Genomic DNA, 25,597 nt, shown 5'->3' with positions numbered 1-25,597 from the left:
AATCCCTCGCCTTGTTCACGAAAGTGCTTCCAGTTCAGCCTGCATGGACTCCAGCAACTCCAGAGCTTCCATCCAGGACTCTTCCAGCTCGGCTTCACTCACTTTGAGCTTCGCTTGTTCAGCCAGTAAATCACGCAACTTGTCTTTATTGGCCGCCTCGTAATTGGCGCTGTCGGCCAACTCCGCTTCAACCTTGGCAAGCCGCTCGTGCAACGTGCCGAGGTCGCGCTCAAGTTTGTCGGCCAGCTTTTTGTGCGGGGCTAACTGCTGACGCAGCGCCGCCGCTTGTTGGCGCTGGGCCTTTTTATCAGTCTTGTCGACGTTGACCGGCGTGTTGCTGACTGGCGCATTGCGCAGCCGGTAATCAGCCAGCCAGCGTGCGTAGTCTTCAAGATCGCCATCGAACTCCTGAACGCGGCCGTCAGCGACCAGCAGGAAGTCATCGGTCGTGCTTTTGAGCAGATGCCGATCGTGAGAGACCACCAGTACCGCGCCACTGAATTCCTGAAGAGCCATGGTCAACGCCAGGCGCATTTCCAGATCCAGGTGGTTGGTAGGTTCATCGAGCAGCAACAGGTTCGGCCGGTCCCACGCGATCAAGGCCAGAGCCAGACGCGCTTTTTCACCACCCGAGAAATTCAGTACCGGCTCATCAAGGCGCCCGCCGCGGAAGTCGAAACCGCCGAGGAAATCACGCAACGTCTGCTCACGCTCTGTCGGGCCGATACGCTGCAGGTGCAGCATTGGGCTGGCCTTGGCATCCAGCGAGTCCAGCTGGTGCTGGGCAAAGTAACCCACCACGGTGTTCTCGCCACGAGCCATGTGGCCGCTCAAGGGTTCGAGTTCACCTGCCAGGTTTTTGATCAGTGTCGACTTACCCGCGCCGTTCGGCCCGAGCAAGCCAATGCGAGCGCCAGGGGTCAACTGCAACTTGACCTTCTCCAGCACGGCCCGATCGCCATAACCCAGACGCGCATCAGACAGATCCAGCAGCGGGCTGGAAATCTTGCTGGACTCACGGAAAGTGAAGTCGAACGGCGAGTCCACATGCGCGGCGGAAAGTTCTTCCATCCGTTCCAGAGCCTTGATCCGGCTCTGGGCCTGCTTGGCTTTGGTGGCCTGAGCCTTGAAGCGCGTGATGAATTTTTCCATGTGCGCGCGCTGCGCCTGCTGCTTCTCGTAGGCCTGTTGCTGCTGGGCCAGACGCTCGGCACGGGCGCGCTCGAAAGCACTGTAGCCGCCGCGATAAAGCGTGATCTTGCGCTGCTCGACGTGGGCAACATGGTCGACCACGGCATCCAGAAAATCCCTGTCGTGGGAAATCAGCAGCAGAGTGCCCGGATAGCTTTTCAGCCAGTCTTCCAGCCACAGGATCGCATCGAGATCCAAGTGGTTGGTCGGTTCGTCGAGCAGCAACAAATCCGAAGGGCACATCAAGGCTTGCGCCAGGTTCAGACGCATCCGCCAGCCACCGGAGAAATCTCCAACCGGCTTTTCCATCTGTTCGTTGGTAAAACCCAGCCCGGCCAGCAGCTTGCGTGCCCGTGCATCGGCGGTGTAGCCATCGGCACTGTCGAGCTCCGAGTGCATCCTCGCCTGGGCTGCGCCGTCCTGAGCCGCCTCCGCTTCAACCAGCAAGCGCTGCACTTCGCGCAAACGCAGGTCGCCATCGAGGACATAGTCCACGGCGATGCGCTCAAGGGTGTCGACCTCTTGGCGCATATGCGCGATACGCCAGTCGGCAGGTAGCAGACAGTCACCGGCGTCGGGGGTCAATTCACCCCGAAGCAAAGCGAACAGGCTGGATTTACCGGCGCCATTGGCACCGATGAGGCCGGCTTTCTGACCGGCGTGCAGGGTCAGCTCGGCGTCTTCTAGCAGACGTTGCGGGCCACGCTGTAAGGTAAGGCTTTGAAGTCGAATCATAATGGCGGCGGAGTCTACCAGCTTCGTCTCAAACAGGTAGCGCACTATGCCTTCAGACCTTTGGAGTTTCACCCTCGATTTGTACGCCCGGCCCGGCGTCGAACAGGCGTGTCTGAGCCTGCAGGCCAGCGGCGCCAATGTTTGCCTGCTGTTGTGCGGCGTATGGCTGACCCGGCGCGGCATCGTTTGCACTCACGAACGCGTCAGGGAAATCGGACAGTTGGCCACGCCCTGGCATGACAACGTGGTGCGCCCGCTTCGGGAATTACGCACGCAGTGGCGCAATAGCGCTCAGCACGACACACCCTTGAGCGTGCTACGTGAGCAAGTCAAAGCACTTGAGCTGGAAGCGGAACGGGAACTGCTGACAAGGCTGGAAGCGCACACACTGGAGTGGTCCGCACAGAAATTGGCAGAGCAAGGGGATTGGTTGATTTGCCTGGCGGGCGAGGCCGCCGGGCAAAATCACGACGCGCTGCAGGTGCTGCGCGTCGCGATGAACCAGCCTTAGGAAGCGCTGGTTGGAGTGCTGCTGTTGGATGCCGAAGGCGCAGGTGTCGCTGGTGCAGCGGGCGCCGCAGCAGGCGCTGGGGTCGCAGCAGGAGCAGCAGGTGTTGCCGGCTTCGCAGCGGCTGGTTTGGCAGCAGCAGGTTTAGCGGCTGGCTTTACTGCTGGTTTCGCTGCTGCTGGCTTGGCAACAGCTGGTTTAGCGACGGGCTTTGCAGCTGCTTTGACTGGAGCCTTGGCCGGTGCTTTCACAGTAGGCTTGGCGGCAACGGTTTTAGCCGCTGGCTTGGCTGCGCTGGCAGCAGGCGCTTTAACGGCAGGCTTCGCAGCGGGTTTGGCCGCGGCAGGTTTGGCTGGCGCTTTAGCGGCTGCAGGTTTAGCTGCTGCAGTTTTGGCCGGTGCTTTAGCGGCGACAGGTTTTGCTGCTGTAGTTTTAGCCGGCGCTTTAGCGGCTGACGCTGGCTTTGCAGCGGCAGTTTTGGCAGGTGCTTTGGCTGCCGATTTAACGGCTGGCTTGCTCACTGGCTTTGCTGCAGCAGCCGGAGCTTTGGCGGCAGGTTTTGCCGCTGCTTTGGCTGGTGTTGCCTTGGCTGGCGCTTTGGCGGGGGCCTTCGCGGCAGGCTTGGCGGCCGCTACTTTGGCAGGTGCTTTGGCTGGAGCTTTGGTCGCCGTTTTTGCGGGTGCTTTTGCAGCAACGGTTTTGGCAACAGGAGCTTTGGCTTTGGCAGCGACAGCCTTGGCCGGTACTGCTTTGGCTGGAGCCGGTTTAGCGGCACGGCTGGTCAGGGCCTTACTGACAGCTTCTTTGACTCGGCCAATGCCTTGAGCCAGTTTCAGGCTTTCCTGGGCATCACGCTTGAGCTGCAGAATGTAGCCGCGGGTTTCGCTTTGGCGCTCTTTCAGCGCGTCCAGTAACTCTTCGAGTTCGGCAACGGCGGACTTGGCCTTGCCTTGTGCCTTGGCTTTGCCAGCGGTGGCTGCGTCTTGCAATTTGGTACGCGACTTGTGCAGTTTTTCCTGCGCTTTACCACGCTGTTTTTCAAGTTTGGCGAGCAGTTTTTCCGCATCAGCCAGCGCTTGGGAGCAGGCGTCTTCAAGGTGTTCGAGCAAGCTGCTCGACAGCTGTTGTAGCAAATGCAACGGAGTATTTACTGGCTTGTTCTTGGCCGACATGACTTACCTCCAGGCTGACTGATTTGCGGCTCATACTAGACCTCTGCCCGCAGCGCCGCTAGGGCATCTTGACAGTACGAAACGTCCGCTGTTGCATAGGGGGATAAATGCTTGTGGCAGTCAACTGCGAACCCACGCGAAATTCATCTTCAAACACCCGTCCCACAAGGCCATTGCACTGGCATAATCGCTGCCTTCCCAGGCCGGAGAGCATTCATGTCGCGCTACCTGTTAACGTCGTTGTTCGTCTTGTTGCCGGTGGTTCAGGCTGTACAGGCCGCCCCCTCCAGCGAGGCGCACGATCTCGCTTACAGCCTTGGCGCAAGCCTGGGCGAACGCTTGCATCAGGAAGTGCCGGACCTTGATTTGCCTGCCTTGATCGAAGGTTTGCAGCAGTCCTATCAAGGCAAACCTTTGGCTTTGAAAAAGGAGCGCATCGAGCAAATCCTTCGCGAACATGACGCCGCTGTGGCCGAGGCCGAAGCGTCAGGCAACGTCGAGCCGCTCAGCGAAGCCGCCATGGAAGGTGAGCAGAAGTTCATGGCCAGCGAAAAAGCCAAACCCGGTGTCACCGAGTTGGCCGACGGGATATTGATGACCGAACTGGTCGCTGGCAAAGGCCCCAAGCCAAGTGCTGATGGCCGGGTTCAGGTTCGCTACGTCGGGCGCCTGCCAGATGGTACGGTCTTCGATCAGAGCGCCCAGCCGCAGTGGTTTCGTCTCGACAGCGTGATTAGCGGCTGGACTACGGCGCTGCAAAACATGCCCGTCGGTGCCAAATGGCGTCTGGTCATTCCCTCTGCAGAAGCCTACGGCGCAGAAGGCGCGGGTGACTTGATCGACCCGTTCACGCCGCTGGTGTTTGAAATCGAACTGGTTGGGGTGTCGCAGTAGGAACCAACACCAGACGCCACCAAAATACTGGATTGAAATGGATTTTCTGTAGGCGCTGCCGAAGGCTGCGAAGCATTTCTCCTGGCACATCGCGATCGCAGCCTTCGGCAGCCCCCAAAGATCCTGTGGTTGCTGCGCGACAGTTCCGAAGAAACGAAAAAGGGGTGCCCAATGGCACCCCTTTTTATTCACGCAGAAGTCATCAGGCTTGAGCAGCCGCTTCTTCCTTGTGAGAGTTGTGAAGCACCTCAATCAGGCAGTCCTCCAACTCGAAACGCTCATGCAGCAAGCCACCCAGCTTGTTGAATTCCGCAGCAACGACGGTGCAATCAGAGCAGTCACCTTTGTCACAACGGTCATTGAAGGCCAGCGCGGATTCGGTAATGACTTTCAGACGCGGGTAGATGGTATCTGCCAGCTCAAGGCCACGCTCATCATTGAATGCCTTGGCTTCGCTGTTGAGCTGTTCATAGATTTCAAAGTGACCGGCCGAAACGTAATCGACCAACACTTCACAGAATTTCTGCAAGCCTTCACGATCGGCAGCCAGCGCTTCGGGCGTATCACCGAGAGCATCGTAGACGCGGACCAGTTCAAGGCGTTCCTGCAGCCAGCGATCAATCAGCTTATTGACCCCACCCCAGCGTTCCTGCGCGTTCTGACAGCTTTCCAACATGATGATCTCTTCCCTTCAGGGGCACGCAGTCTGTGCAGGCCTGGTTTCGAGCTCGTCGGTGGACGACACAGGCTTTATAGGCAACAGATGATGCATATTTCCAATAACGCTTGCGGGCCAGATTATGCCCGCATGACTAGCCCATCAAGGTACGCAGGAGAGAAAGTTCATACAAGTGTTTAATCCTCGACCCGACTTTCGGCAGTTACAACCCGGGCCGAAGCCCTGAAAAGCGCATTGAGCATGAGCAACGCCAACCCGACGAAAGCCAGCAAACTCCACTCCGGCAAGCTGATGCCAAACAACGACCAGGAAATTTCTGCGCAGATCGAGGCATCGCCCCGCAATCCGTCGACCAGATGGTGCAGAGAAACGGTATCGAGCAGCCATTCAGCCCAGGCAATCACCGCGATGGTTTCATCGGCGGATGCTGTCTGCAGCCACACCTGGCCACCAGCAATTGCAGCACCGGCTAACGTCAGCAGCAGAATGATCACACTGTAAGCGCGACACCCTTTACGGTCTGGCGCATGAAGCGTAGCGATCAACGCCACCAGGCCGCTGGCGGCAAGCGCTGCGCGTTGCCACAGGCACAGTACGCAAGGTGAGAGGCCGACCACACACTGCAAGTAGAAAACAGAGCCGATGATCATTGCGCAGGCAATGAACACCAGAAAAAACAGGGAGCGCGTGTGAGCCAGTTGCATGGCAAATCCGTAACAAGAGACGAAGGCAGTTACGGTAGAGAAAGCGTCACCCCCTTTCAAGGCGCTGCCGTAAGGATACGTCCCTGTTTAGGTGGGCATTAGTAGACAATGGATGACGGCTTCATCACCGCCCCGTGAAGGAAATTACCTACAACGAGCGAACACCCAAGATTCTTCCTACATTGCCGCCTGCGCCCCCATAGCAGAGACAGCCCTTCTGGCTGACCCTGTCAGCCTGCCAGCGCAGGAAGCGGTCGTGCCAGAAGGCGCTCGTCGAGCAAGCTCAAGCCTTCCTGAAAAAGCTGATTGCTACGCTCGGTCTCACCCAGTTGACCCAGCAGACGAGCCAGCTCGGCACAGGTTTCCGGATTGCGCTGCAAACGCAGACTGGCCTCCAGATAATCACGTGCCTTGCCCCACAAACTGCTTTGCAGACACAACCGTCCCAGCGTCAGCAACAAGCTCGGATCGTCAGGATGATTTTTCAGCCAACCCTCTGCCGTCTGGAGCTGGCGCCCCGGATCACTGCCGCGCACCAGGCCATACAGACGAGCAAGATGGCTGTTGTATTCACGCTTGAGCGCACTACGCAGTGCTTCTTCAGCTTGCGCGTCCGCACCCAATCGACGCAGTTGTTCAGCGTAGGCCAACACCAGCTGTGGCTCCTGACGTTGCGCCGAGGTCAGACCTTTCCAGGCGTTATCCAGACCGGGCAGGCCAGCCGAGCTGCCGTCGTCTTCCTGCTCGCGGTAAGCCGCCAGCGTGAGGTTTTCACCCCAGGCACGGCGCTCCAGCTCTGCCAGTTCTTGAGGTGGCAGAACCTTGTCCTTGCGCAATTCAGGCATCAGCTTGATCAACGCAGACCATTCGCCGCGCTGACGATACAAGCGCTGTAGCTGACGCAGGATTTGCGCGTTATGTGGATGACGCTCGTTCATGGCCTGCAAGGTAACCAGCGCACCATCGGTGTCGCCTCGGTCTTGCTGCAACTGGGCGTGACTTAGTGCAATCGCCAGCTCTGCTTGGGGCTGACGCTCGAGTGCGCGCTCCAACAAGCTGTCGCTTTCATCGTAACGACCTTGCTCGTTGGCAGCGCGAGCGGCGCCAAGGTAGTAAAGCAACGGTTGCGGTTCTGCCTCGGCGGCACGATGCAGATGACGTTGTGCGCTGGCCCAACGACCCTCGACCAGATCCATCTGTCCTTGCTCGATTGCAACCTGCACACGGCGGCTGCGGTTGCGCCGCGACCATGGATTGGCAACTGAGCCGGACGCTGTGAGCAGACGGACCAGCAGACGCACCACGACCAGCACCAGCCAGATGGCAAACAGCAGGCCTAGCGTGGCCCAGAGGCTGGATTCATAGCGGAAGTTTTTATAAGCGATCAGGACGTAGCCGGAATGCTCGGCAATCGCCACACCAATCGCCGCAGCTACGGCAATGGCGATGAACAACAGCACATAGGCACGTTTCATGGGCTCGTCCCCTGACGGGCTTCAGCGGGTTGGCTGTTCACGGCACCCGGCGCATCGGCCGAGGCATGACGCCGCTCAAGGTAGGCCTGAACGGCGCTGAGGCTCTGCGCAAGGTCAGGCGTCATCACCGAAACCGGCTGTTTGGAAAGTTCGTCCAGCCGCGCGGAGAGCATCTTGCTCTGGGAGTCATCCTGATTGAAGTTGGTGCGCAGCACCTCTTTCGCTTCGGCCAAAGCCTGTTCAAACACTTCTGGCTGGCCATTCAGGGCGGCCCACTGTGCCTGCTCGAGCGCAAGGCTCAATGCCAGACGAACCTGGGTGAGGCTTTGCCCGGCCAATAATGGGCGGATGTTCTTGTCGGCATTGAAGTCGATGCGAATGTAGTGAGATATCTCGTTCCACCACTGCACCAAATGACTGTCTTCGCTTTTGGCGTTGGTCAGGCCCAGCAGCGACTCACCCTTGTCTTTGTATTCCGGGGCCAGTTCATTGAGCTGTGCAACTTGATCACGCAGCGCTGCGAGCTGTAGAAACAGCCCGGTGCGGTCCGGCTGGTCGATGCTGCGCAGTGATGCCAGGCTTTTCGCCAGTTGGTCCCGGGCAGCAAATGATCCGGGATCATCCTGCTCACGAAGAATTTCATCAGCGCCCTGCACCAGCGCCTGAGCGCTGTTGATGTCCTGCAATGCAGACAGACGCAAGCTCGCCAGACGCAGCAAATGCTCGGCCTCGGCAAGGCGCCAGTCCTTGCGGCTGGCACCGAGTACGGTTTCCAGTCGTTGACTCAAGCGCTGCTGATCGCCTTGCAACTGCGCAACCAGACGACGGCGTTCTTCCAGCTCATCGGCAGGGGGAAGTTGCGCCAGCCGCTCAGAGAGCTGTTTCTCGCTGGTTTGCAACGTCAGGGTTTGCGCGGCGATGTCCTGCATTTGCGTACGTTGCAGTTGGTGACTGGCCTGAACAGCGCGCAGTTGCCATACCCCCCAACCGGCGACAGCAATACCTCCAACGCCAAACAACAAGGCCAGCACAACCAGACCGTTACTGCGCCCGGCTGGACGCTCAGGCCGCAATGGATCGGGGGTCGGTGGTGTCAGCACAGATTCAGAATCATCTTTAGGCAAGGCTGTTTCGCTCACGTATCCATCCTTTGCATTTGGGCGTAATCGGTAAAAAACATCACGTCGATCAATACGCCTGAAGAGCAGGCCCGGGTTGTTCCCGCAACGCTGCCAGCAAAGCCGCAGCGCTCGCGCCACGGCAATTCACCACTGTTCGGGCTCCGGCCTCACGCGCCATTTCGGCAACCCGTGGGCTCGGCACGAATAAAGTTAAGCGCGCCAGTTCAGGCCAGGCATCGCCTGCCAACTGACGCAGGTGTTCAAAACCCTGCCCACTGCTGACCACCACCGCGTTCAAGCGTTCCGCCTGGATACGCTGGGCCAGCGTCGAAGATGGATAATAGGGCAAGTTGCGCTTGTACAGCGGCAGATAATCAACACTGGCGCCCAGGCTGCGCAAGCGCTCGGCGAGCAACTCCCGACCGTCTTCACCACGCATGATTAACACGCGCGAACCGGGTATGGCGATGGATTGTTGCAGTCGAGATAAATCAAGCAAGGCCTCGCTGTCATCGCCATTCTCTGGCCAACTGACGTCGAGGCCATAGTCCTGAAGAATCTGCGCGGTGCCTGCGCCAACGCTGAACCAGGGCAGAATTGGAGTCTGCGGCCACAGCTGCGCAACCAGCTTCAAGCCCAGGCGCGCGGCGGGTTTGCTGACCACAATGACGGCACTGTAGAGGTCAAGATCCTGAACCATTGAGTGCTGTTCGGGACTGGTCGGCAGCGGTTCGATGTCGAGCAGCGGCAAGCTGCTGCTGAATATCCCGGCGTCAGCCAGAGTCTGCGCCAACGCGGCGGACTCTTCTGCAGGACGGGTCAGCAGCAGTCGCCAATCGCTCATTCTCGTTCTGCCTCGCCGTAGACAGCCTTGAGAATGGCTTCTGCGCCTTGCTCCAGCAGCGCGTCGGCAACCTGAACACCCAGCGCCTGAGCATCGGCTTGCGGCGCACGCGCTTCAGCGCGCAATAACAGCGTACCGGATGGATCGCCCACCAGACCGCGCAACCAGATCTGCTCACCTTCAAGCACGGCATAACACGCGATAGGCACCTGACAGCCGCCGTTGAGGTGCTTGTTCAGCGAACGCTCGGCAACCACCCGGATGGCTGTTGCATCGTGATGCAAAGGCGCGAGCAGGGCATGGATTTCAGCATCAACGCTGCGGCACTCGATACCGACTGCACCCTGGCCACCGGCAGGCAGGCTGTCGTCAACACTGATGCTGGCGGTGATCCGGTCTTCGAAGCCCAGACGAATCAGGCCTGCAGCGGCAAGAATGATCGCGTCGTATTCACCCGCATCGAGCTTGGCCAGACGTGTGTTGACGTTGCCGCGCAGGAATTGAATTTTCAGGTCAGGGCGACGTGCCAACAATTGGGCTTGGCGGCGCAGGCTGGAGGTGCCGACTACGCTGCCAGCGGGCAACGCTTCAAGACTGGCAAAGTGATTTGAGACGAAGGCGTCGCGCGGGTCTTCTCGTTCGCAAATGCAGAACAGGCCAAGACCTTGCGGGAAGTCCATCGGCACGTCTTTCATGGAATGGACCGCAATGTCCGCACGCTCTTCCAGCAGAGCGGTTTCCAGCTCTTTGACGAAAAGTCCTTTGCCACCGATTTTCGAAAGCGGGGAGTCGAGCAATTTGTCGCCACGGCTAACCATGGGCACCAATGTCACGATTAGCCCCGGATGAGCCTGTTCCAGACGTGCTTTTACGTATTCGGCTTGCCAGAGGGCCAACGCACTTTTGCGGGTGGCGATGCGGATTTCGCGAGATGACATGGATCAATCCGTACATGATAGTTGCGACGGATAATAACAGTTCAGACAAAACGGCTCAGCGCTGTGTGGTCGCAGTCATGATTCAGATCAGTGATCTCGAGCCTGTAGGAGCGCACGAGCACCGCGAGGCCGCAATCGCGGTGCATCAGGCAGGCTGCGATCGCGGCCTCGCGGTGCTCGTGCGCTCCTACAGTCAGGATTCATTCATACCGCGAAATCAAAGCTGCTGCATCATCTTGCGCACACCGGCCACGTGGCGGCGGCTGACGATCAGTGCATCGCCATTCAGACCTTTGAGGAACAACTGAAAATGCCCCAGAGGCGTACGTTGCAAGCGCTCGATGCGCTCGCGTGAAACCAGCGCGTTGCGGTGGATGCGCACAAAACGATCGCCGAATTCGTCTTCCAGCGCCTTCAACGGTTCGTCCAGCAGGACTTCACCGCCCTCATGGCGCAACGTGACGTACTTGTGATCTGCAATGAAATAGATCACATGATCCAGCGGGATCAGCTCGATACCTTTGCGGGTCCGTGCACTGATGTGGCTGCGTGGTCCATTGCCGCTTTCCGCCGCGGGGCGCGTCATGGCCGCCAACTGCACGCGGTTGGGACGCTCTGCTTTTCTCAAAGCATCAACCAGATGCTCCGGCCGCACGGGCTTGACCAGATAGCCAACCGCGCTGACCTGGAAAGCTTCAAGGGCAAACTCGTCGTGCGCAGTACAAAAGACAACAGCAGGCGGGGTATCCCGCTCGCACAATCTGGCAGCGACCTGCAGACCATCAAGGCCCGGCATGCGGATATCCAGCAAAACGATATCCGGCTTATGGCTTTCAATAAGCGCCAAGGCTTCTTCGCCATTGGACGCTCCGGGCTCCAAAACCCGGTAACCCTCAATTTCACTGACCATCCGGCTTAGCCGTTCGCGGGCCAGCGGTTCGTCATCAACGATCAGGACATTCATATAGCTCTGGCTTCCTGCGTGAGTCTCGCACAAGGATAGCGTAGACAGGTGAAGTGACGACCGTCACGGCGCTCCACGCTCAGACTGGCCTGCGGGCCAAAAAGTGCCGTAAGACGAGCACCGATATTTACCAGGGCCTGTTGAGTGCCGTTGGAAGTCTGCCGACTGGCAACTTCGTCATAGGGATTGCTTACACACAATATGAACTCTCCCCTTTCATAATCTGCTTCAACCTTTACGACACCTCCTTCGACGCGAGGTGCAATCCCGTAAAGCAAAGCGTTTTCCAGTAATGGCTGCAAGGTTAGCTGGGGAATTGGAAGATCGTCCGGAATTCCACTGATCACCCAGTCCAACTGTAGACGCTCGCCAAGACGATATTGCTCAATCGATAAATATCGTTTTGCCAATTCCAGTTCATCGCGCCACGTAACAAGACTTCCAGGCTTGGCCAGACTGGCCCGAAAAAGGTCGGACAGATCCAGCACCGCCTGCTCGGCCTTGGCCGGATTGGTGGCTACAAGGCTCGCAATGCTGTTGAGCGTATTGAACAGAAAGTGCGGCCGGATACGCGCTTGCAGCGATTCAATACGAGCGCGCAACTCGCCTTGCTGCTGCTTTCGCCACTGACTCTGCAAATAAAAGTACCGCAGCATCAGTGCCGACATGATCAGGGCGATCACGCCATAGCGCACGTAACGCTCCACCATCACACCAAAAGTCACCTTGCCCGTAAGCTGGCACACGTCAGTGACTGCGGTGCAGAGCAGCGTGATTGCTACGACCAGCAAACAACCAAACACTCCCGCACGACCCGCTGGCAGACGCGCCAACCACGGCCGAAGCCCGCACAACAACGCGGCCGACAGCAGCACAATCCATTGCACGAACAGCGACATCAGGGCCAACCGAACCCAATCAAAACTCGGGCGCATAGGCTCGACCAGCACCAAAACCAGCACCAGTAACTCCGCGAGCAACACCAATACCAGCAGCGCTTGTGGCAGGCACAGTTCGGGGAGAAAGAATTCTTTGCCAGGCCCTTTGGGCGAGGGTTGTTTCGGTAAGCTATTTCGCATGGGTCCAGTCTCGACTGTGCTGGCTCAGGCGGCAAGCTGCCCACGAATAAAAAAATCCCAACCTGTTATTATCGCGACTGTCCGGCGAGCAGACGCGGGCATGTCATTCTTCAGCAGATCACGAGCGAATCCATGAGCACCGACAAGACCAACCAGTCCTGGGGCGGCCGCTTCAGTGAACCCGTCGACGCCTTCGTCGCGCGCTTCACGGCCTCCGTCACCTTCGACCAACGCCTTTATCGCCACGACATCATGGGCTCCATTGCCCACGCAACGATGCTGGCGAAGGTCGGCGTTCTCACCGACGTCGAGCGCGATACCATCATCGATGGCCTGAAGACCATCCAGACCGAGATCGAAGCAGGCAGCTTCGAGTGGCGCGTCGACCTGGAAGACGTGCACATGAACATCGAAGCGCGTCTGACCGACCGCATCGGCATCACCGGTAAAAAACTGCACACGGGTCGTAGCCGTAATGACCAGGTGGCAACGGATATCCGCCTGTGGCTGCGTGACGAGATCGACCTGATCCTGTCGGAAATCACTCGCCTGCAACAGGGCCTGCTGGGTCAGGCAGAGCGTGAAGCTGAAACCATCATGCCGGGCTTCACCCACCTGCAGACCGCGCAACCGGTAACATTCGGTCATCACATGCTGGCGTGGTTCGAAATGCTCAGCCGTGACTACGAGCGCCTGGTCGACTGCCGCAAGCGCCTGAATCGCATGCCCTTGGGCAGCGCGGCACTGGCCGGTACGACTTACCCGATCGACCGCGAACTGACCTGCAAACTGCTGGGCTTCGACGTCGTAGGCGGCAACTCGCTGGACAGCGTTTCGGATCGTGACTTCGCCATCGAGTTCTGCTCGGCCGCCAGCATCGCGATGATGCATTTGTCGCGCTTCTCGGAAGAGCTGGTGCTGTGGACCAGCGCCCAGTTCCAGTTCATCGATTTGCCAGACCGTTTCTGCACCGGCAGCTCGATCATGCCGCAGAAGAAAAACCCTGACGTTCCTGAACTGGTCCGTGGCAAAAGTGGCCGCGTGTTCGGTGCCTTGATGGGCCTGCTGACCTTGATGAAGGGCCAACCACTGGCCTACAACAAGGACAATCAGGAAGACAAGGAACCGCTGTTCGACGCCGCCGACACTCTGCGCGATTCGTTGCGTGCCTTTGCCGACATGATCCCGGCAATCAAGCCAAAGCACGCCATCATGCGTGAAGCCGCGCTGCGTGGTTTCTCCACCGCGACTGACCTTGCAGACTACCTGGTGCGTCGTGGTCTGCCATTCCGTGACTGCCACGAAATCGTCGGCCACGCCGTGAAGTACGGCGTTGAAAGCGGTAAAGATCTGGCCGAGATGAGCCTGGAAGAACTGCGCAAGTTCAGCGACCAGATCGAACAGGACGTTTTTGCCGTGCTGACGCTTGAAGGCTCGGTGAATGCCCGCGATCACATCGGCGGAACCGCACCGGCACAGGTCAAGGCAGCAGTAGCTCGCGGACAAGCGTTAATCGCTGCGCGTTAATCACCTCTCCTTTGTGGGAGCTGAGCTTGCTCGCGATTGGAACGCCGCGGTTTGAAGTAATACCGTGTCATCGTTCATCGCGGGCAAGCCTCGCTCCCACAGGGCCCGCGGCTAACCATCACACTTATGCGCTCCGACTAAAAATTCTCAAGGAAACACCCCATGACCGACACCCTCGACAACGATGAAGAAGAATTCGCTGAATCGACCCTGGTTCAGGCAATCGAAAACCAGATTGAAAGCGACAACCCACCTGCCGCCAAAGCGACGTTCAACAAGCTGACGCTGGTTGGCTATGAGCGTGAAGAAATCCTGCAGTTGATGGCCCATGTTCTGGCTATCGAGATTGACGCACTGCTGGAAGAAGATCGTCCATTCAACACCGAATGGTACGAAACAGCCTTGCGTGCCTTGCCTGAGTTGCCGCCAGAGGCATGAGCTGACGTGCTCACCGGCCAACTGACGGCCGGTGGCGAAACCTCGGCAAATCATGCTCGGCAAAATCTCCAGACCAGGTCTACACTGCAACTGCCTCGCTGCCACTCGAACGACGGGGCTACCACGCCAAGCCGGCTTTAACGGTCATCCAGAACCGACAAGCGCAGCACACCCGTTGGTTCCAGAACTTCCGCCAGCCAGTAAGGCGTATTACTAGAAAAAGTCTGGAGCACCTATGTCGTATACCCCTGAGCTGGTTGCCGAACTGGAAATCCTTGCACTCTTCAACCTGGGCAATACCCTTGAAGGACTCAAAGTCCATCATGTAGCCGCCCCGACAGCTGTTGCTGCCGCACAAAGACTCTTCGAAAAAGGCCTGACAACTCAGGTCGATGGCGGATACCTGACCAGCCTGGGGCTGGAAGCCGCCGAACATGCCCAGTCGCTGCTGACTATTCTGAACGTTGCCAAACAAGCCGCTTGATCGCCGTGAGGGTCCGCATTCCAAAAAAGGTTTAGCGGACCCTTCATTTGTGGAAAACTGCGCCGATAAAAAATTGGCGCCAGACAATAAATGGCCTGAAAGCCTCCCGCTCTCACGTCCTCCTGACCGCCGTCTAGCTCAGCATTTCAACGCTGCCTCTTTCGAGCCCGGCCGCCGGTTTGAGTTGTAATGACGCGTAACTCCGAAATCCGTCCTGACCTGGATGAAGGCATCGACCGTAAGGTGCTTTCCCAGCTTCGTAACCGTTTCCTGACCCTCAACAGCGGGCGGCTTGCGCGTGCCATGGAGGGTCTGTCGACTCGCCAGCAAACCGTGTTGAATCTGCTGCCGCTGTTTTTTCACGTCAACCACCCGCTGTTACCCGGCTATGTTTCCGGAAGTACGCCGGCGGGTGTATCTCAATACGAACCCAGCAGCCTGGCCTTGGCCGAGGCTCAACGCTTGACCCGATCGTTTTCGTACAAGGCGCGGCTTGGCAATGCCCGCAATCCCGTTCACGGCCTGTTTTTGATGGGCAGCCTGGGCACTCTCGCGCAGGCCGAAGAAAGCGATATGGACGTCTGGGTCTGCCACGACTCTGAACTCAGCGCCGATGAAATCGCCGAGCTGCACAAGAAATGCCTGGCACTGGAAGCCTGGGCAGACAGCCAGGGCGCTGAAGCGCACTTTTTCCTGATCGACCCGAAACGTTTCGTGGCAGGCGAGCGCGATACACAGCTCAGCTCAGACAATTGCGGCACGACTCAACACTACCTGCTGCTGGATGAGTTCTATCGCACCGCCATCTGGCTTGCTGGCCGCACGCCCATGTGGTGGCTTGTACCGAGCTATGAAGAACAACGTTACGCCGACTACACCCACACCCTGCTTTCGAAACGCTTTATTCGCCAGGACGAAGTGCTTGATCTGGGGCATATGGCGCTTATTCCGCCCGGAGAGTTTCTGGGCGCGGGCTTGTGGCAGCTGTTCAAGGGCATCGAGTCACCCTACAAGTCAGTACTCAAGTTGCTGTTGACCGAGGTGTATGCCAGTGAGCATCCGAAAGTTCGCTGCCTGAGCCTGCGCTTCAAGAAGGCGGTTTTTGCCAATCGGGTAGATCTGGATGAGCTGGATCCGTACATGGTCGTGTACCGGCGCATCGAAGAGTATCTGATCGCGCGTGGCGAGCTGGAGCGCCTGGAACTGGTACGGCGCAGCCTGTACCTGAAAGTTAACAAGAAGCTGACCGGCACATCGCGGCTGCGAAATACCAGTTGGCAGCGCCAGTTGCTGGAGCGCCTGACGCGGGAGTGGGGTTGGGACGAACGTCAATTGCTGCTGCTCGACAGCCGCAGCCAGTGGAAGGTACGCCAGGTGGCTCATGAGCGCCGGGTACTGGTCAACGAACTCAACTACAGCTATCGCTTTCTGACTCAACTCGCTCGCCAACAAAACGTGGCAAGCTCGGCCGATGCACGCGACCTTAATGTGTTGGGCCGCAGGCTGTACGCAGCGTTTGAACGAAAGGCGGGCAAGGTCGAGTTCATCAACCCTGGCATCGCGCCCGATCTGGCCGAAGACACCTTGACCCTGGTGCAGTCGCCCAACAAGCGCGAGCCGGGTAAAGTCCAGTGGGCTCTGTATAACGGCAATCTGGGCGCGCATGACTGGATAAATTTTTCGCCGATCAAACGCAGCCGCGAGTTGCTTGAACTGCTGACCTGGTGTCACCGCAACAACGTTATCGACAGCTCCACACGGCTTGCACTGCACCCCGGCAGCAGCGATCTGAGCGAGTTCGAGTTGTTCAATCTGGTCGGCGCGCTGCAACAGCAGATCCCGTTGCCGCTGGAAATGGTCAGCGAAGAACGCCTGCTGAGCCCCGCAGTGCCAAGCGAGATTCTGTTACTGGTCAACGTGGGGGTCGATCCGCTCGGGCACCATCGAGATCTGAACATCCTGATGACCACCGAGCGAACTGACTCGCTGAGCTACGCCGGTGTCAGAGAGAATCTCGTACTGACTCTGGATCAGATCACGCTCAATAGCTGGAACGAGATTCTTGTCAGTCGTTATGACGGTGCCCACGCACTGCTCGACTGTCTGAGCGAGTTACTCAGTAATCTGCCTGAAGGCGCAGCGCAGCCTAAGGTTCGCGTGCGCTGCTTCTGCCACAACCGCGCCCACGCCATCGCTCAGCGGGTTGAAGAACTGGTTTCGACCGCGCAATTGCTGCATGCCGCAGGTTTGAATCATCGCTATCTGATCCAGGTTCAACAGCAGTATCACGTACTGGAAATGGTCCCGGCCCAGCCGGTGACCCATGTCGTGATCAACAGCCTTTCAGGCTTATTCGAATATCTGGGTGAAGAGCTACCGCGGTATAGCCCGCTGCATTTGGACCCGCACGCGCTGAGCGATCACGATCTAGCGCTGATCCTGCCCCATGGACAGCCCGAATGCATTCAAGTGTTTTACAGGATCAACGAAAACGAGGCCGAACTCTATGCCCTTGATGAGCACAACGCGCTCTGGCATCAGCGTCTGCCTTATCACGACGAGTTGAGTCTGTTGCAGCCCTTGCAGCGCTTCTTCAATGCGCTGGCTTATCGACGCAACGCGGTGCTGCCTATGAACAACGCTACCGCGTCCGATTCCCTTGAAACGTTGTATTACCAGATCCTGCCATCTGGAGCAGGACGAGCCCGACGCATCGAGCCACGCAGTACGCCAACGGCTGCGAGCAAGACGTTTTACGACGTCCAGGCGATTGTCGAAGAAGCATCCCCTGGACAGGTCAGCGTGACGCTGTACTGCAATAACAGCGAATTCTCCGAACTGGAACATGGTGACCAGTTGTTCAGCGTCGTAGCCAGACAGATCCTTGAGCGACGCACCGAACCCGAACGCTACCGCTGCTACATCACCGACCTGGACCTTTCAGGGCTGCTGGACGATGCTCGCGGGCAGACGATCCTTTACCTGCGCTACAAGGCACAGCTGGAGAAGGCGCTCAACGACGCCATGGAACAGGCTTGAGCCAGAAACAACAAACCCCGGCATGCCGGGGTTTGTTAGGGCGATACGAAACCTGTGCATGAGCTTGAGGTTGCTGCCCAACTGTGGGAGCAGGGCTTGCCCGCGATTCAGGCCCCGCAGTATGCCTGTTTAACCGCGTTGTTCTTATCGCGGGCACGCCCGGCTCCCACAGAGCCTTTATGCGTTGTTCGACGAAACCGGCTCAGCCCCCGGAACAGCTTCCTTGCTGCGCCAGTGCGGCAGGGAGTTCCAGTAGCGCTCGCCTTTGGCATCGTCGTACATGCCTTCCCAACGTGAGATGACCAACACGGCCAGGGCGTTGCCAATCACGTTCAGCGCGGTTCGCGCCATGTCCATGATCCGGTCGACGCCTGCAATGAACGCCAAACCTTCGAGTGGAATCCCCACGCTACCCAGCGTCGCCAGCAACACGACGAAGGAAACACCCGGTACGCCTGCGATACCTTTGGAGGTCACCATCAGTGTCAGAACCAGCATCAACTGTTGGCCGATGGACAGATCAATGCCGTACAGCTGGGCAATGAACATGGCGGCGATGCTTTGGTACAGGGTCGAGCCGTCGAGGTTAAAGGAGTAACCGGTCGGTACCACGAAGCTGCAGATAGACTTCGGTGCGCCATAGGCTTCCATCTTTCTGATCACGTTCGGCAGGGCGGTTTCGGAGCTGGCAGTGGAGTAGGCCAGGATCAGCTCATCCTTGAAGATGCGCATCAGCTTGATCACCGAGAAGCCGAACAAACGAGCAATCAGACCAAGTACCACGAATGCAAAGAATGCGATGGCCACGTAAACCAGAATCACCAGCTTCGCCAATGGCAGCAGCGAGGCAAAACCGAATTTAGCGACGGTCACGGCGATCAGCGCAAATACACCGATAGGCGCGTAGTTCATGATCATGTGAGTGACCTTGAACATGGTTTCCGAGACGCCCTGGAATACCTTCAGCACCGGCTCGCGCACTTCTGCATCGAGACTCGCCAGACCGAGGCCGAAGATCACCGAAAAGAAGATGATCGGCAACATATCGCCGCGGGCAAGGGCCGCGAAAATATTGGAAGGGATCAGGTTAAGGAGCGTGGCGATGAAAGCATGGTCATGCTGTACTTCGGCAGTAGTCGCCATGTATTTCGAGATGTCGTCAGTACCCAGCGTGCTCATATCGATACCGGTGCCGGGATGGAAAACATTGGCCAGCAACAGCCCGACCACAATCGCGATGGTCGTGACGACTTCGAAGTAGAGGATGGTCTTGAGGCCAATACGCCCCAGTTTCTTGGCATCACCAACACCTGCGATCCCCACGACCAGCGAGGCAACCACAATCGGTACGACGATCATTTTGATCAGGCGGATAAAGATATCGCCCGCGGGCTGAAGGATATTACTGATCCACCACGCCTTCTCTGCGCTGAAGTGGTTAAGTAGTGCGCCCAGCGCAATCCCGAGTGTCAGACCGATAAGGATCTGCCACGCGAGGCTCAGCTTTGCCTTCTTCATGTCGTTACCTTTTTTCAAGTGGCTCGCACTTCTCTAAGCACACATGCACGACGTTGCTGATCCAGAGCAGCGGCGAGGCATCGGTTACCGGTTAGAGCAGTCCCGAGTAGATGCAGCAAGCGAGCATCCGGCTCTGTAGCTGACGAAAAAAGGCGCAACTATTCCCACGCTTTAGCGCAACGTCTAATGCCGTAAACGACTACCCCATACCGAATCGGCATAATGTTTGCGACGAAAAACATATCTGAAAACGACCTTCCAGTACCGCGAATCGGCTCAAAGGTGGCTAATTCGCCCTCTAGAGGCCATTCAGGAAAATTAGGTAGGTGTATCAGAAGGAATATGGCGAGAGAAAGAAGGGCAAAGCTCTTACATGAAATGTCGGATGTGCGGCGGCATGAGGCGAGGTGGAACGATAAAACGCAACGCAAGACAGCCGATCGTTTCCCGAGATTCGAGATCACAATCATGGACTTGCGTCGCGGTTCTTCCTGACCCGGCCCTCATCGGGAGTACTCCCTGTACTCCTAGGTCACTTCGATCCGAACGATCAAAGCATCCCGGCCCCCTGGTCATGCGCAGTTCTTTTCAAACCGCGCATCTAAAGAGCATCCCGAACATGGACGCTCTCTGTTCTTGAATACCGTGATCAGTACCAGTTGGGATCCTTGCGCAGCTGCTCCTGGAGCATGCCCTGCATACCCTCGTCGGGTTCACCCAGGTACCGATAAGTTGCGTGACGTGTCGGCGACTTGTCCGAAGGCAGGCCAGCCGGCACATCTACCAGCAACGCATAAGCTTTGTCCTTGTCGAGGCTAAAGGCCACGAGAAGGCGCTGGCTCTTGCAGGTCGCAGCCGTTTCGCACAGAGGACCTACAAGGTAGTTATCGCCATCTTCAGGCACAGCGGTCATCTGCTGCTCGCTGGCGCCGGACAGATTGATTACCCAATCGGGCAAACGCTCTTCCTTCTTGATCACTGAGGTCCAAGTGGATCGGTACTCGGGGTCAGATCCCAGTAGCTGATTGACCCGAGACTGTCCGTCATTGGCAGCCATCGCCGTCGCACAACCGCCCATCAACAGGGCGGCAGCGATTGAGTGCAGAGACGTGCGCATATTCAGCCTCGGCCGCGACGGCCAAAGAAGAAAGAGACCACGAACATAACCAGGAATACGACGAAGAGGATCTTCGCGATACCGGTTGCGGTGCCTGCGATACCACCGAAGCCAAGTACTGCGGCGACAATGGCAATAATCAGAAACGTGATTGCCCAACTCAACATGATGACTCTCCTTAGCTGCTTTTAATGGATGCTGCGTTTACTACGCGGGTCAAAAAACCCAGGTTTGCTGGCGCTGCACTTCACTTACAGGCGCTTTGCGATCAACGGGTGTGAGGCTAAGCGCAGTATCCCGAGCCATCGACGCACTGGCGTTGGTGTAGGACTGGCTGTAAGTGAACGGCTGCTTGATCTGCGCGGCTTCGCGGGAATTATCCCAATGCTGAAACTGCTGAATTGCAATCAGAGTGACCATCAGCGCCAGGCTGGCGAACAAGCCTTGCTGAATGTGCAAAGGCGAAATACGCAATTGAGTAAGACGCTGGCGGTTCATCTGAGTGCTCCTGACGCCACGTTGGGCTGTCAAACTTGATCTTGTTGCCGATGTTTCACGGCTTCTATAAACAAGATATTGCAGCCTGCGTGCCAGCTTTCAGCCGAGACAAATAACTATACAAATCAATAACTTATAAACACTCCATAAATTCTTCTGCGAGCATCCTGCACGATCAGCCCTGGTGGGTCGTGCAGGATGCACGAGCGTACCGATGTACGTTATTAGCCTGTTGTCCGCGCCATCACCTTCAACGCATCTGCGTTGACGCCTTTCACGCCGCGAATATTTCGCGCGATCTCGACAGCGAGTTCTTTTTCCGCATAGTTCGCGACAATGCCGTTAAGGCTGACCAGACCGCTCTTGGTGTCGACCTTGATGTTCAGGCCATCCAGATTGCGGCTGTAGATCAGACTGGATTTGACCTTGCTGGTAATCCATACATCACTGATGTCTTCAGCCGGGCTGGTGGCCTGCGGCTCAACCCGCGAAGCAATGGAGTCTGCGGCACTGATGCTGATCAGGTTATTAACGGTAATCACCCCATCAGTATTGGTCGCCAGGCTACCCGCCACCTCCTTGGCTTCCGGGCTCTGCGCTCGGCCTTTGAGCGTGACGACACCCTCTTTGGCATCTACATCAATGTTGAGAGCTTCAGTGACGCTGCTCCACAGCAGCTTGGACTTCACGGTCGCGGTCAGCGTGGCGTCTTCAAAATGCTGCGCCATATTGGCCTTGGTGCCTGGCTCGGCGGCGACATTGGGGTCGATCTGCAGTTGATTGTCGACTTTGTCGATGCCCTTGGTATCCAACGCGATGCGTTCGGCCAGTTCACGATCAACCTGGTTTTCAACCTTGCCTTTCAAGACAGCCGTTCCCTGCTCGACGCTGACGTCGATCTTGAACGGGCTCAAATGCTTGTTCAGAGCAAACGCGGTCCAGATCGAACCTTCCTGACGCGCTTCGGCAAGCTGGCTAGGCAAATCGCCCTGAGCAGCACTGGCCATCAAAGGGTTCAGGCCCAGCACAGTGATTGTGGCTGTGGCCAGAGCGAGCTTTTTCAGCGGGTGCATGGCACTTCTCCGTCTTTATAGCTGTGGAAAATTTTCGAGCAACTCTGCAGGAACTGACTTCGTCCGGGAGGGCATTGTTCCTGAGGAAAAGTTTCCAACGATTGCGCTATGCCTCTCGGGGCTGCCTTCAGCACGCCGTAGGCATAAGAAAAACTGTGGGAACTAGCTTCACTCCCTACACGCAATACACGGACCATGAACGAAGCGCTTATTGAAATAATTTCCTATTAATATCAATAAGTTGCGTCTAATTCAGTCAGATAGCTACCATCCAGCCCGCATAATCAATCAGAATCAACCATGCAACTTGCCCGATTATTCCGACACTAACGCAAGACTATTCATTAAGGAGCGTAGGAAAAATGGAAGCAGCCACTGAGAATCAGGGCCGTATTCTGCTTGTGGATGACGAATCCGCGATCCTTCGCACGTTCCGTTATTGCCTGGAAGATGAGGGCTACAGTGTCGCCACCGCCAACAGCGCATCCCAAGCGGAAACGTTGCTGCAGCGCCAGGTCTTCGACCTGTGCTTTCTGGACCTGCGGCTAGGCGAAGACAACGGGCTCGATGTATTGGCCCAGATGCGCGTTCAAGCACCCTGGATGCGGGTGGTGATTGTTACTGCTCACTCAGCGGTAGACACAGCAGTTGATGCTATTCAGGCCGGTGCGGCGGACTATCTGGTCAAGCCATGCAGCCCCGATCAATTGCGTCTGGCCACCGCCAAACAACTGGAAGTACGCCAGTTGTCAGCCCGACTGGAAGCGCTGGAAGGCGAAATACGTAAACCCAAGGATGGCCTGGACTCCCATAGCCCTTCGATGATGGCTATCCTCGAAACCGCCCGCCAGGTAGCAACCACGGATGCCAACATCCTTATCCTTGGCGAGTCAGGTACCGGTAAGGGTGAACTCGCCCGCGCCATCCATGGCTGGAGCAAACGCAACAAGAAGTCCTGCGTAACCATCAACTGCCCGTCGCTGACGGCTGAGCTGATGGAAAGTGAGCTGTTTGGCCACAGCCGTGGCGCGTTTACCGGCGCGAGCGAGAGCACCTTGGGTCGCGTCAACCAAGCTGACGGTGGCACGTTGTTTCTTGACGAGATCGGCGATTTTCCACTCACATTGCAGCCAAAACTGCTTCGCTTTATTCAGGACAAAGAATACGAGCGGGTCGGCGACCCCGTCACTCGCCGCGCCGATGTGCGCATTCTCGCGGCCACAAACCTGAATCTGGAAGACATGGTGCGCAACGGTCGTTTCCGTGAGGACCTGTTGTACCGCCTGAACGTCATAACCCTGCATTTGCCTGCCCTGCGCGAGCGCACTGAAGACATTCTGACCTTGGCGGATCGCTTCCTGGCGCGCTTCGTCAAGGATTACGCCCGCCCTGCACGGGGTTTCAGCGATGAGGCCAAAGCCGCGCTGCTGAACTACCGCTGGCCCGGCAACATTCGCGAGCTGCGTAACGTGATTGAACGCGCCAGTATCATCTGCCCACAGGAGCGAGTGGAAATCTCCCACCTGGGCATGGCCGAACAACCCACCAGCAATGCTCCGCGAGTCGGTGCCGCGTTGAGCCTGGATGAGCTGGAAAAAGCTCACATCGGTGCAGTCCTGGCGACCAGCGACACCCTTGACCAGGCCGCCAAAACACTCGGAATCGATGCTTCGACACTGTATCGAAAACGCAAGCAGTACAACCTATGACTAACCCGGCATGAAACTGGCCATGAAGTTGCGCACAAGGTTGTTCTTCAGCATTTCGGCCCTGATAACCGTGGCGTTATTGGGGCTGGTGCTTGGGCTGGTCAGCGTCATGCAGATGGCGAACTCGCAGGAGTCGTTGATCCACCAGAATTTCGTGACCCTGGATACCGGGTTGAAGCTTCGGCAAAACCTCGGCGACCAATTGGTCATGATGCTCAATGAAACGCCCGACCCGGAGCGATTCGGCAAGCTTCAGGACCAATTTCGGGTCCTGCTGGAGCAAGGCGTTGAGCACGACGAACTTAACAACGTCGACAACGGGTTCCACGAGGCCCGGGAGGACTACCAGAAATTTATCGATGCTTACGAAGAGTCCCGCCAGTCGGCACGCTCGATGCGCGATAACTCTGAATTGACTGAAGCATTCAACAACCTGCGCAACAACCTGCTGATTGCACACCGCCAATCACTGGAAAACATCAGTCAGGTGGAAGTGCACTCACGCGAAAGGGCGTTATGGGTTGCCGGCTTGCTTGGGCTGGTGGGCATCGCCGTGCTTTGTATCGGCTTCATTACCGCCCACGGTATCGCTCGCCGTTTCGGTGCGCCTATCGAAGCCTTGGCCAAAGCCGCAGACAACATCGGCAAAGGCAACTTTGAAGTGACCTTGCCAATTGCCTCGGGCGCCGAAATGAACTTGCTGACCCGACGCTTCGGGATCATGGCGGAAGCGTTGCGGCAGCATCAGGTGACCAATGTCGACGAACTGCTGGCCGGTCAGCAGCGTTTGCAGGCTGTGCTGGACAGTATCGACGACGGCCTACTGATGATCGACCGCCAAGGTCGTCTGGAACACCTCAATCCGGTTGCCCAGCGTCAGTTGGGATGGGAAGAGCCCAAGCTTGGCCAAGGGCTTGGCAGCGCCCTGCAGCGCCCTGAGCTGGATGAACAGCTTTACTTGACGCTGCGCGGCGGATCGCTTGAGCGCGCGCCGGAAGACCTCGAAATAGAGGTCGATGGTGAGTCACGCTTGCTCACCTACAGCCTGACTCCTGTCAGCCATACCAAGGGGCACATTCTCGGTGCGGTGATGGTTCTGCACGATGTGACCGAACAGCGAGCGTTCGAGCGCGTGCGCAGCGAGTTTGTCTTGCGCGCGTCTCATGAGCTGCGCACGCCAGTCACGGGCATGCACATGGCGTTTGGGCTGTTCCGCGAGCGAGCCAAATACCCTGCGGACTCGCGCGAGGCGGACCTGCTGGATACGGTCAACGAAGAAATGCAGCGTTTGATGCAACTGATCAACGACCTGCTGAATTTTTCTCGTTACCAGAATGGGCTACAGAAGCTGACCCTGGCGCCCGTGTCCATCGAAGAAATGCTGGAGCAGGCGCGACAGCGCTTCGATGATAAGGCTCACGAACAGAACGTTGTCTTGTCCATCGAGACCCAAGACCCACTGCCCCGTCTGCATGCTGACCGGGCTCAGCTCGAACGGGTACTGGATAACCTGATGGACAACGCCCTGCGCCACACCCCTGAAAACGGCCTGATTCGCCTGCAGGCAAGGCGTCATGGCGAGCGGGTGATCATCAGCATAGAAGACAACGGTGAAGGCATCGCCTACGGCCAGCAGGGGCGAATATTCGAACCCTTCGTCCAGGTCGGCCGTAAGAAAGGCGGCGCCGGGCTAGGTCTGGCGCTGTGCAAAGAGATCGTGCAACTGCACGGCGGGCGAATGGGCGTCTATTCCAGGCCGGGGCAGGGCACCCAGTTTTATATGGCGTTGCCGTTGTAGGTTTAACCTTCACCAAAGCCAGCCCTGTAGGAGCGCACGAGCACCGCGAGGCCGCGATGGCGGTCTGTCTGATACACCGCGATCGCGGCCTC

General features: G+C 57.6%; 23 protein-coding genes. 8 read left to right on the top strand and 15 right to left on the bottom strand.

The annotated features are described in order from the left end of the window. Window positions 1–15: 15 nt before the first annotated feature. Entirely contained in the window at window positions 16–1,926 is a 1,911-nt protein-coding gene (locus AUC60_RS19845; RefSeq protein WP_087271741.1) for an ATP-binding cassette domain-containing protein, read from the bottom strand. Between the two features lie 46 nt (window positions 1,927–1,972). Here AUC60_RS19845 and AUC60_RS19840 point away from each other — a divergent pair, with 46 nt between their 5' ends. After that, window positions 1,973–2,437, top strand: coding sequence for a TIGR02444 family protein (locus tag AUC60_RS19840; protein WP_087271532.1), 465 nt, complete (start codon window positions 1,973–1,975; stop codon window positions 2,435–2,437). Here the strand turns inward: AUC60_RS19840 and AUC60_RS19835 are convergent. After that, on the bottom strand, window positions 2,434–3,606 hold the full coding sequence (locus AUC60_RS19835) for an AlgP family protein (RefSeq protein WP_087271529.1): 1,173 nt from the start codon (window positions 3,604–3,606) through the stop codon (window positions 2,434–2,436). The two genes, AUC60_RS19840 and AUC60_RS19835, sit on opposite strands and share 4 nt — an antisense overlap. Window positions 3,607–3,822: 216 nt before the next feature. Here AUC60_RS19835 and AUC60_RS19830 point away from each other — a divergent pair, with 216 nt between their 5' ends. After that, window positions 3,823–4,500, top strand: coding sequence for an FKBP-type peptidyl-prolyl cis-trans isomerase (locus AUC60_RS19830; protein WP_087271526.1), 678 nt, complete (start codon window positions 3,823–3,825; stop codon window positions 4,498–4,500). Window positions 4,501–4,702: 202 nt separating this feature from the next. On the opposite strand, the gene rsd is transcribed toward AUC60_RS19830, so the two are convergent. The 8 genes from rsd to AUC60_RS19790 form a co-directional block, all read right to left on the bottom strand. Further along, window positions 4,703–5,176 carry a sigma D regulator gene (gene rsd, locus AUC60_RS19825; RefSeq protein ID WP_087271523.1) on the bottom strand — a complete coding sequence of 158 codons (474 nt, stop codon included), beginning with the start codon at window positions 5,174–5,176 and terminating at the stop codon, window positions 4,703–4,705. Window positions 5,177–5,355: 179 nt separating this feature from the next. Beyond that, complete coding sequence (locus AUC60_RS19820) at window positions 5,356–5,883, bottom strand: disulfide bond formation protein B (RefSeq protein ID WP_087271520.1); 528 nt, start codon at window positions 5,881–5,883, stop codon at window positions 5,356–5,358. Window positions 5,884–6,113: 230 nt separating this feature from the next. Next, window positions 6,114–7,358, bottom strand: a complete 1,245-nt coding sequence (locus tag AUC60_RS19815) for a heme biosynthesis HemY N-terminal domain-containing protein (RefSeq protein ID WP_087271517.1) — start codon at window positions 7,356–7,358, stop codon at window positions 6,114–6,116. Next, on the bottom strand, window positions 7,355–8,497 hold the full coding sequence (locus AUC60_RS19810; protein WP_087271514.1) for a uroporphyrinogen-III C-methyltransferase: 1,143 nt from the start codon (window positions 8,495–8,497) through the stop codon (window positions 7,355–7,357). The genes AUC60_RS19815 and AUC60_RS19810 overlap by 4 nt, the downstream gene beginning before the upstream one ends. A 49-nt stretch (window positions 8,498–8,546) precedes the next feature. Beyond that, entirely contained in the window at window positions 8,547–9,323 is a 777-nt protein-coding gene (locus AUC60_RS19805; RefSeq protein WP_087271511.1) for a uroporphyrinogen-III synthase, read from the bottom strand. After that, entirely contained in the window at window positions 9,320–10,261 is a 942-nt protein-coding gene (gene hemC / locus AUC60_RS19800) for a hydroxymethylbilane synthase (RefSeq protein WP_087271509.1), read from the bottom strand. The genes AUC60_RS19805 and hemC overlap by 4 nt, the downstream gene beginning before the upstream one ends. A 217-nt stretch (window positions 10,262–10,478) precedes the next feature. Then, on the bottom strand, window positions 10,479–11,225 hold the full coding sequence (locus tag AUC60_RS19795) for a LytR/AlgR family response regulator transcription factor (protein ID WP_087271507.1): 747 nt from the start codon (window positions 11,223–11,225) through the stop codon (window positions 10,479–10,481). Then, window positions 11,222–12,304 (bottom strand): sensor histidine kinase, encoded by a 1,083-nt coding sequence (locus AUC60_RS19790; RefSeq protein ID WP_087271504.1) that lies wholly within the window; start codon window positions 12,302–12,304, stop codon window positions 11,222–11,224. The genes AUC60_RS19795 and AUC60_RS19790 overlap by 4 nt, the downstream gene beginning before the upstream one ends. Before the next feature lie 132 nt (window positions 12,305–12,436). Between AUC60_RS19790 and argH the strand changes: the two genes are divergently transcribed. From argH to AUC60_RS19770, 4 genes are all read left to right on the top strand, one after another. Beyond that, complete coding sequence (gene argH, locus AUC60_RS19785; protein WP_087271501.1) at window positions 12,437–13,831, top strand: argininosuccinate lyase; 1,395 nt, start codon at window positions 12,437–12,439, stop codon at window positions 13,829–13,831. A 162-nt stretch (window positions 13,832–13,993) separates the two neighbouring features. Next, window positions 13,994–14,269, top strand: coding sequence for a hypothetical protein (locus tag AUC60_RS19780; protein ID WP_027899428.1), 276 nt, complete (start codon window positions 13,994–13,996; stop codon window positions 14,267–14,269). 235 nt (window positions 14,270–14,504) lie between these two features. Continuing rightward, the gene (locus AUC60_RS19775; RefSeq protein ID WP_087271499.1) at window positions 14,505–14,753 is read left to right on the top strand and encodes a TIGR02647 family protein; all 249 of its coding nucleotides are present in this window, start codon (window positions 14,505–14,507) and stop codon (window positions 14,751–14,753) included. 189 nt (window positions 14,754–14,942) lie between these two features. After that, window positions 14,943–17,792, top strand: coding sequence for a class I adenylate cyclase (locus tag AUC60_RS19770; RefSeq protein WP_087271496.1), 2,850 nt, complete (start codon window positions 14,943–14,945; stop codon window positions 17,790–17,792). A gap of 177 nt (window positions 17,793–17,969) precedes the next feature. Here AUC60_RS19770 and gltP read toward each other — a convergent pair whose 3' ends face one another. The 5 genes from gltP to AUC60_RS19745 all read right to left on the bottom strand — a co-directional run bounded on the left by gltP (window position 17,970) and on the right by AUC60_RS19745 (window position 21,998). Next, the gene (gene gltP / locus AUC60_RS19765; protein WP_087271493.1) at window positions 17,970–19,310 is read right to left on the bottom strand and encodes a glutamate/aspartate:proton symporter GltP; all 1,341 of its coding nucleotides are present in this window, start codon (window positions 19,308–19,310) and stop codon (window positions 17,970–17,972) included. Between the two features lie 649 nt (window positions 19,311–19,959). Continuing rightward, window positions 19,960–20,427, bottom strand: a complete 468-nt coding sequence (locus AUC60_RS19760) for an inhibitor of vertebrate lysozyme family protein (RefSeq protein ID WP_087271490.1) — start codon at window positions 20,425–20,427, stop codon at window positions 19,960–19,962. A 2-nt stretch (window positions 20,428–20,429) separates the two neighbouring features. Further along, window positions 20,430–20,594 carry a DUF1328 domain-containing protein gene (locus AUC60_RS19755; RefSeq protein WP_002555679.1) on the bottom strand — a complete coding sequence of 55 codons (165 nt, stop codon included), beginning with the start codon at window positions 20,592–20,594 and terminating at the stop codon, window positions 20,430–20,432. Window positions 20,595–20,643: 49 nt separating this feature from the next. Then, window positions 20,644–20,925 carry a hypothetical protein gene (locus AUC60_RS19750; RefSeq protein ID WP_087271487.1) on the bottom strand — a complete coding sequence of 94 codons (282 nt, stop codon included), beginning with the start codon at window positions 20,923–20,925 and terminating at the stop codon, window positions 20,644–20,646. A 224-nt stretch (window positions 20,926–21,149) separates the two neighbouring features. After that, window positions 21,150–21,998, bottom strand: coding sequence for a BON domain-containing protein (locus AUC60_RS19745; RefSeq protein WP_087271484.1), 849 nt, complete (start codon window positions 21,996–21,998; stop codon window positions 21,150–21,152). A gap of 362 nt (window positions 21,999–22,360) precedes the next feature. Between AUC60_RS19745 and algB the strand changes: the two genes are divergently transcribed. Then, the gene (gene algB, locus AUC60_RS19740; RefSeq protein WP_087271481.1) at window positions 22,361–23,707 is read left to right on the top strand and encodes a sigma-54-dependent response regulator transcription factor AlgB; all 1,347 of its coding nucleotides are present in this window, start codon (window positions 22,361–22,363) and stop codon (window positions 23,705–23,707) included. 10 nt (window positions 23,708–23,717) lie between these two features. Further along, the gene (locus tag AUC60_RS19735; protein WP_087271478.1) at window positions 23,718–25,505 is read left to right on the top strand and encodes a KinB sensor domain-containing domain; all 1,788 of its coding nucleotides are present in this window, start codon (window positions 23,718–23,720) and stop codon (window positions 25,503–25,505) included. Window positions 25,506–25,597: the final 92 nt, after the last annotated feature.

The organism is Pseudomonas caspiana, from assembly GCF_002158995.1.
In the GTDB taxonomy this organism is placed as follows: domain Bacteria; phylum Pseudomonadota; class Gammaproteobacteria; order Pseudomonadales; family Pseudomonadaceae; genus Aquipseudomonas; species Aquipseudomonas caspiana.
Note: the sequence above shows the minus strand (reverse complement) of the source record. Positions and strands in the feature narration are given on the sequence as shown.

Excerpts from the sequence above, each read along its gene's own strand:
- AUC60_RS19845 (WP_087271741.1), bottom strand. The coding sequence starts at position 1,926 with ATGATTCGACTTCAAAGCCTTACCTTACAGCGTGGCCCGCAACGTCTG.
- AUC60_RS19840 (WP_087271532.1), top strand. The coding sequence starts at position 1,973 with ATGCCTTCAGACCTTTGGAGTTTCACCCTCGATTTGTACGCCCGGCCC.
- AUC60_RS19835 (WP_087271529.1), bottom strand. The coding sequence starts at position 3,606 with ATGTCGGCCAAGAACAAGCCAGTAAATACTCCGTTGCATTTGCTACAA.
- AUC60_RS19830 (WP_087271526.1), top strand. The coding sequence starts at position 3,823 with ATGTCGCGCTACCTGTTAACGTCGTTGTTCGTCTTGTTGCCGGTGGTT.
- rsd (WP_087271523.1), bottom strand. The coding sequence starts at position 5,176 with ATGTTGGAAAGCTGTCAGAACGCGCAGGAACGCTGGGGTGGGGTCAAT.
- AUC60_RS19820 (WP_087271520.1), bottom strand. The coding sequence starts at position 5,883 with ATGCAACTGGCTCACACGCGCTCCCTGTTTTTTCTGGTGTTCATTGCC.
- AUC60_RS19815 (WP_087271517.1), bottom strand. The coding sequence starts at position 7,358 with ATGAAACGTGCCTATGTGCTGTTGTTCATCGCCATTGCCGTAGCTGCG.
- AUC60_RS19805 (WP_087271511.1), bottom strand. The coding sequence starts at position 9,323 with ATGAGCGATTGGCGACTGCTGCTGACCCGTCCTGCAGAAGAGTCCGCC.
- hemC (WP_087271509.1), bottom strand. The coding sequence starts at position 10,261 with ATGTCATCTCGCGAAATCCGCATCGCCACCCGCAAAAGTGCGTTGGCC.
- AUC60_RS19795 (WP_087271507.1), bottom strand. The coding sequence starts at position 11,225 with ATGAATGTCCTGATCGTTGATGACGAACCGCTGGCCCGCGAACGGCTA.
- AUC60_RS19790 (WP_087271504.1), bottom strand. The coding sequence starts at position 12,304 with ATGCGAAATAGCTTACCGAAACAACCCTCGCCCAAAGGGCCTGGCAAA.
- argH (WP_087271501.1), top strand. The coding sequence starts at position 12,437 with ATGAGCACCGACAAGACCAACCAGTCCTGGGGCGGCCGCTTCAGTGAA.
- AUC60_RS19780 (WP_027899428.1), top strand. The coding sequence starts at position 13,994 with ATGACCGACACCCTCGACAACGATGAAGAAGAATTCGCTGAATCGACC.
- AUC60_RS19775 (WP_087271499.1), top strand. The coding sequence starts at position 14,505 with ATGTCGTATACCCCTGAGCTGGTTGCCGAACTGGAAATCCTTGCACTC.
- AUC60_RS19770 (WP_087271496.1), top strand. The coding sequence starts at position 14,943 with ATGACGCGTAACTCCGAAATCCGTCCTGACCTGGATGAAGGCATCGAC.
- gltP (WP_087271493.1), bottom strand. The coding sequence starts at position 19,310 with ATGAAGAAGGCAAAGCTGAGCCTCGCGTGGCAGATCCTTATCGGTCTG.
- AUC60_RS19760 (WP_087271490.1), bottom strand. The coding sequence starts at position 20,427 with ATGCGCACGTCTCTGCACTCAATCGCTGCCGCCCTGTTGATGGGCGGT.
- AUC60_RS19755 (WP_002555679.1), bottom strand. The coding sequence starts at position 20,594 with ATGTTGAGTTGGGCAATCACGTTTCTGATTATTGCCATTGTCGCCGCA.
- AUC60_RS19750 (WP_087271487.1), bottom strand. The coding sequence starts at position 20,925 with ATGAACCGCCAGCGTCTTACTCAATTGCGTATTTCGCCTTTGCACATT.
- AUC60_RS19745 (WP_087271484.1), bottom strand. The coding sequence starts at position 21,998 with ATGCACCCGCTGAAAAAGCTCGCTCTGGCCACAGCCACAATCACTGTG.
- algB (WP_087271481.1), top strand. The coding sequence starts at position 22,361 with ATGGAAGCAGCCACTGAGAATCAGGGCCGTATTCTGCTTGTGGATGAC.
- AUC60_RS19735 (WP_087271478.1), top strand. The coding sequence starts at position 23,718 with ATGAAACTGGCCATGAAGTTGCGCACAAGGTTGTTCTTCAGCATTTCG.